The 5,763-nt window shown below is 63.0% G+C and carries 2 protein-coding genes and 2 pseudogenes; all 4 read right to left on the bottom strand.

Going from position 1 to position 5,763, the window contains the following annotated elements; genetic code table 11:
- Window positions 1-65: 65 nt before the first annotated feature.
- Window positions 66-4,132: pseudogene (locus tag AU381_RS27845) on the bottom strand (DEAD/DEAH box helicase family protein); the annotation flags it as partial.
- 118 nt (window positions 4,133-4,250) lie between these two features.
- A pseudogene (locus AU381_RS00405) lies at window positions 4,251-4,651 on the bottom strand (DUF3085 domain-containing protein).
- 13 nt (window positions 4,652-4,664) lie between these two features.
- Complete coding sequence (locus AU381_RS00400) at window positions 4,665-5,270, bottom strand: DUF1419 domain-containing protein (protein WP_014330959.1); 606 nt, start codon at window positions 5,268-5,270, stop codon at window positions 4,665-4,667.
- A 66-nt stretch (window positions 5,271-5,336) separates the two neighbouring features.
- Window positions 5,337-5,763, bottom strand: a 427-nt coding sequence (locus tag AU381_RS00395; protein ID WP_156528514.1) for a toprim domain-containing protein, incomplete at its 5' end; no start/stop codon positions are given.

The raw sequence follows: 5,763 nt of genomic DNA, 5'->3' as shown, positions 1-5,763 counted from the left end.
GATAAAGCGGATCACGAGCAACTTCTGACATGGCCCATGTACGCACATCTTCCTCAGCCGTCGGTTAACTTTACGGTGCCATCGGTCTTGTTGTAGTCCTGCATGAAGGCGATTTCGGACGGGGGAACGCCGAGCCGGACGAGCTCATCGCGAATCCAGCGGTATGCCGAAAAGCCGCGGGTTTTCTCGACGTTGATCGTGCCGAGATCGGAGAAGATCATCTGCGCGGCGCCGGGCAGGTCATAGGACCTGCCGTCTGGGCGAAGATACGTGGCCCCGCTCGTCTCTTTCCAAATATGAAAGGCATTGCGAACGAGGAGGTTGAGCTTGTTATCCTCCTCATTGTCGTTAGCCGGCATGACGAGGCGAAGATCGATCGCCGCATGCCGGCCGTCGGTGATGACCGAGAGCAGGATATCGTCGCCGGGCTGCGCCGATCCCTCACGCATCTCGATCGCCTTGATGCGGGTGTCAAGGATCTGCTGATAGGACTTGAACGCAGGCGTGGGCTTGGCGGTCAGGATCTGCCGCCGGCCGGTGGAGATATCCGGCACCTTGACGTATTCGCGGAGATCCGCCGGCATGACGACATCAGCAAAGGCTCGGAACATGGCGATCAGTTCCGGGACATTGACGAAGCTCGCAAAGCGGCTGACCGGCTTGTATTTGCCGGACGGCTGGATCTCCAGCTCGGTCGTGGTATCGCCGAAGCAGGACGCCCAGGCATCGAATTCGTGCAGGCCGCGCTCGGCGAGAGCCTCGCGGCCGAGCAGGCGCTGGATCGAGAACATCTCACCGAGTGTGTTGGTGATCGGCGTGCCGGAAGCAAGCACCAGGGCGCGGCCCGGATTCTTCGTTTCGACGAACCGGGACTTCACATAGAGGTCCCAGGCGCGCTGCGAGCCGTTCGGGTCGATGCCCTTCAACGTGCTCATGTTGGTCGCGAAGGAAAGCTTCCGGAACTCCTGCGCTTCATCGACGATGATCTGGTCGACACCGATCTCGGAGATCGTCAGCAGATCGTCCTTTCGGGTCCCAAGCCCTTCCAGACGTTCCTGCAGGCCTTCCTTCAGCCGCTCGAGGCGCTTGCGCGAGACGCGGTCCTCGCTGTCCACCTTGGTCAGCAGATCCTCGTAGAGTTCCAGCTCATCGTGGATCATCTGTTGTTCGAAGGCCGACGGCACGGCGATGAACTTGAACGCCGAGTGCGTTATGATGATCGCATCCCAGGTGGCGGTCGCCGCGCGCGACAGGAAGCGGGCGCGCTTGTCCTTGGTGAAATTCGTCTCGTCGGCGACGAGAATGCGGGCATTGGGGTAGAGAGCGAGAAACTCGCGGGCAGCCTGTGCCAGGCAATGACCGGGGACCACGAGCATGGCCTTGGCGATCAGGCCCAGCCGCCGTTGCTCCATGATCGCCGCCGCCATCGTCATCGTCTTGCCGGCGCCGACCGCATGCGCAAGATAGGTCGAGCCGGAGGAGATGATCCGCCAGATGCCGCGTTTCTGGTGCCCATAAAGAACGAAGGCGCCAGAGGCGCCGGGAAGTTTGAGGTGAGCGCCGTCGAACCGTCTGGGCGCAAGGTTGTTGAACCGGTCGTTATAGACCCGCGCCAGCCGATCGGTGCGATCGGGATCGGTCCAAACCCAGTCCTGGAAGGCCTGTTTGATCTTCTGCAGCTTGTCGCGCGCGGCCTCGGTATCGACGACATTCAGCACGCGGCGCTCGCCACTGACATCCTTGAAGACGTCGAAGATCTGCGGAACACGGCTGTTCAGCGCATCGGCGAGCAGCTCACCGGCATCGCGGCGGCTTGTGCCCCATTCGGATGTTCCTGCAGCACTAAGCCCAAGCTGCCGGGCCTCCACGGTCCAACTCCCAAGCTCCGGCATATGGTGGATCCTGATGTCGGAGCCCATCATCTCCTTCACGAAGGTCACGACGTCGCTCGCCGGATCCACGGCGCCCCGAGGCGCGCGGTGATGTCGGAGGGGCGAAGGTCGGTCGGCTGAACCGCCTGAAGCGCGGGGACGTTGCGTTCGTAGGCTGGATCGAGTGCCGCCGCAGCTTCGGCGACGGCAAGCTTGGTGCGGACCGGACCGGCGATATAGGCATCCGCCGTCTGCCAGGAGCCATCGGCAGGATCCCGGAAGATCGCATCGCCGAGTTCGTCGACTACCGCATCAACGCGTCTGTGCAGCAGCTCGGCGATATGTTCGATGTCGACGCGGCCGCGTTCGTTGAGCACCACGGCCAGCGCGTCCGCAGCACTGGTGATTTCGGGCGGGGCAGGCGGCGCGATGACCCGTTCGGAAAAGATCGGACCTGGTTTCGCCGTATCGGTGTCGAGGTCGTAATCCTCGATCGAGGCAACCAGCCAGCAATCGGGATCGCCGAGGAAGGGCTGCAGGTTCGGACGGCGGTGCGTTTCGCGCACTTCGCCGGATTCCTCATCCTCGCTGATCGAGACCGTGGTGTGGTTGATCGGACCGAAGTCGCGCACGAAGCTCGACCAGGCGATGCGCAGCCGAACTTGCAGATCGCGCCATGGCCGATCCTGCTCCTGGGCCTTCAGCACCTCGCGCACGGCGTCGCGGATCGGAATCAACTTCTTGATGATGCCGACGTGCTTTTCGGACAGGCCTTCGCCTGATCGCCCTTTTCGTACATTCACCGCTTGCGGAGATCCGTCGACCATCTGCATGAGACCGCGGCTGATGTCGATGAAAAAACTTCCTTCCCTGACCTGTCGGTTCTCGGGCCGAAGATCGACGATCTCGCCGAGCTCGTCCTCAAGGTCGATGTCGATCGCGGTCGGCTCGCCGTCATAGCCGCCTTCGGGAAGGCGCCCGATTGCCTCCTCCAGAGCCGCCTGCAGATCCTCGTCGGCGCGCGGCCGGCAGGTGTAGGTTTCGCCAAAGGGCCCGGAGGTGAGGGCATGATCGCCGAGGACGAAACGGGGATGCTCTTCAAACCAGCGGTTCACTAGAATTGCGCCGTCATCTTGGCTTTCGGGCCGCACTTCCTGAAGATCGAGCCATGACAGATCATTCTCGACTTCGCCGGCCTTACGCTTGCGGAAGAAGAGAAGGTCGACGACGACATCCGTGCCGGCGTCCCGGCGGAAACTGCCCTCCGGCAGTCGGATCGCAGCGATCAGGTCGGCGGTCTTGGCGATATGTTCGCGCGCTGTCGCATCCGCCTTGTCCATCGTGCCGGAACTGGTGACGAAGGCGGCGAGCGCGCCGGGTTTCAGGAGGTCGATCGACCGGGCGATAAAGTAGTCATGGAGCCGGAGGCCGAGCGAGCGATAGGTCCGGTCAGACCGGACAGTCCGGTCGGAGAAGGGCGGATTGCCGATGGCGAGATCGTAGATCGGCGCCAGATCGGTTCGCGCAAAGTCGCCTTTGATGATGCGAGCCTTCGGCTGCAGCAGCTTGACGATCCGGGCGGTGACGGGATCGAGTTCGACGCCGGTGACGAAGGTCCTGTCGCGGAACGCCGTCGGCATCAGGGCTGGAAACAGGCCCGTACCGATACCGGGCTCGAGCACGCGGCCGCCACGCCAGCCCATGCGCTGCAAGCCCGACCAGATTGCCCGGATGATGAACTCCGGCGTGAAATGGGCATATTGCGTGCAGCGGGCGAGCGACGCGTAATCCCCATCTGAGACGGCACTTTCGAGCGAGCTGCCGAGCTCGCCCCACCCGGTCCGGAAATCGATCTCACCGGGGCGGCGGAACATCGTGTTCGCCAACTCCGAGGCCCCGAAGCCGGTGAAGCGGACGAGTTGTGCCTGCTCCTTCAGGGTCGCTGGCCTATCCTGCTTCTCGATGTTGTTCGCGATCAGGATCGCCGCAACATTGGCGCGGGCGCGATCCTTCCAGGATACGGCCAAGCCTCGATCCGCGTCGTCGAGGTAGAAGTTGCGCCGGTTGCACTGCCGCCGGGGCGCCGGACGTTCAATCGCCGCGACCGGCAAAGCCGGAGCGGGAGAGGGCGGCGTCGGTTCGGGGTCGTCGTCATTGGCCGCGACCGTATCGAAGCCGCCGAACGGTCTGACACCTAGGCCGAGGCCTGATGACAGCGCGCTGCTGCCGAACATGTCGAGAGTGAAGGGATCGTTGCTCATGAAATTTTCCTCGCAGATAGGCGAGCGTCATCACCCCGCGGGGGAGCACTTGCGGGACTGAAGGACGCTCAGGGTTTTGGGTTTTGTGGCCAAACGGGCCGGGCTGGTCGCGAAATGTCTAGGATTTCGCGATCAGATAGAGCTGCATCGAGTCTTGAAGGAATGCGACACGAAGGTGCGTCGCCTCCGGAGCCGCCGCCATCATGGCTTCGAGCTGTTCCGCATCGATGAAATCGACACCGTCATCGCCGCCGAATGTCCGGCGTTTGACAGCGAACCAGTCGTCATTGGTGCGGGGATCGCATTCCTCGGCATAGACGACAAAGGGCTTGGCACCATCGGCAGTTTGCCGTTGGACATCAGGTAGACACCCTGGTCGCCGACGAGCCAGAGCCCGGGCTGCTCGTCCTTGCCAGGGCGCAGGCCGTAATAGGGGTTACGAAAGCCGCCATGGGCTTCCGCGTCGGCACGTCCGCGGGCGATCGCCTCGCGGACCGATGTGAGCGGGAAAGAAAGCATCGTGAAGCCTCCTTCATGCGGCAATCGGCGAGGGAAGGTGGCGCAGTTGCACCGGCAGCTTGCCGGCGATTTCGTCGTCAGTCAGATCGTCGAGCAGTTTCAACATGCTGCCCGTCTTGCTGCCGTAGAGCAAGATTGTGCGCTTGCCGCACGCGGCTTCCGGCCAGCGATCGCCGGCATAGCCACGATAGTCGTCCGCAGTGATGCTCCAGATATGTTCCAGGCGTTCTTCGCGGGTCATGGCGCGCACCGGCCGGCTCTCACGCTCGATGATTGCCACGCGCATGCGCTCGACCGCTTGCCCATCGGAGAGATCGCAATAGCCATGGAAGTGTCGGATGTCGCCATCGATCCGCAAGGCGAAGAACACTGATGTCACGGAACCGGCGAGATACTCGCGCATAGCGAACATCGCGCCGCGGATCCAGAGCGGTGGCAGGATTTCGAACATGTAGTCATGCTCGACTTCCGTGATCTCGAACCATTCGCCGGCACAAAGGGGCGAGGCGTCGCCCTCCCAACGGTTCGGACGCTGGGCGTGCCGGTCGAACATCCGGAACATTTGCTGGCGTGACGCGACGCCTTGGAAGACCTTTCGGATTGCGGGAGAGGGATTCATCTGCGGCTCCTTCGAGATGGTTCGGGACCGAAGCGCAGCACTGTCCTATCGACCTTGCCATCCTCTTCAGTCCTTCATGACACCTTCCGGGCCGCCGGCATCGCGGCCGGCCGGGTCAAGGGCCGGCTCCGCCGGGCGAAGCTTCCCTTGACGCGGGCGGTGCGAATGCGGCACGCCGTCTTCCTTTCTTTCCCTCTTTTCTTTCTCCCTGATTTTCAGGGTCTCGTTCCAGTCCTCCTCGGGCGGGCGGAGCCGCGACCAGTCGCACCCGGTCTCGACAGCGAGCGCCCGCAACCGCTCGGCAAACAACTCCCCTTGGGGATTGGCGTCTGTCGCGGCGAGGAGGAGAGCATCGGGTCGCGAGGCCAACTGCCGCAGCGCCCCCTCCGTGGACGGCGACCATCCGCCCCCGTTATACCAACGAGCGCCGTTTCCGACTCTCAGGGATTCCCACGGGGCTTCGAATCTGAATCCATGCAGCAAACGGGAGGTT

This window comes from Sinorhizobium glycinis (genome assembly GCF_001651865.1).
GTDB classification, from domain to species: domain Bacteria; phylum Pseudomonadota; class Alphaproteobacteria; order Rhizobiales; family Rhizobiaceae; genus Sinorhizobium; species Sinorhizobium glycinis.
The sequence above is the reverse complement of the archived record's forward strand: the minus strand, read 5'-3'. Positions and strand labels throughout refer to the sequence as shown.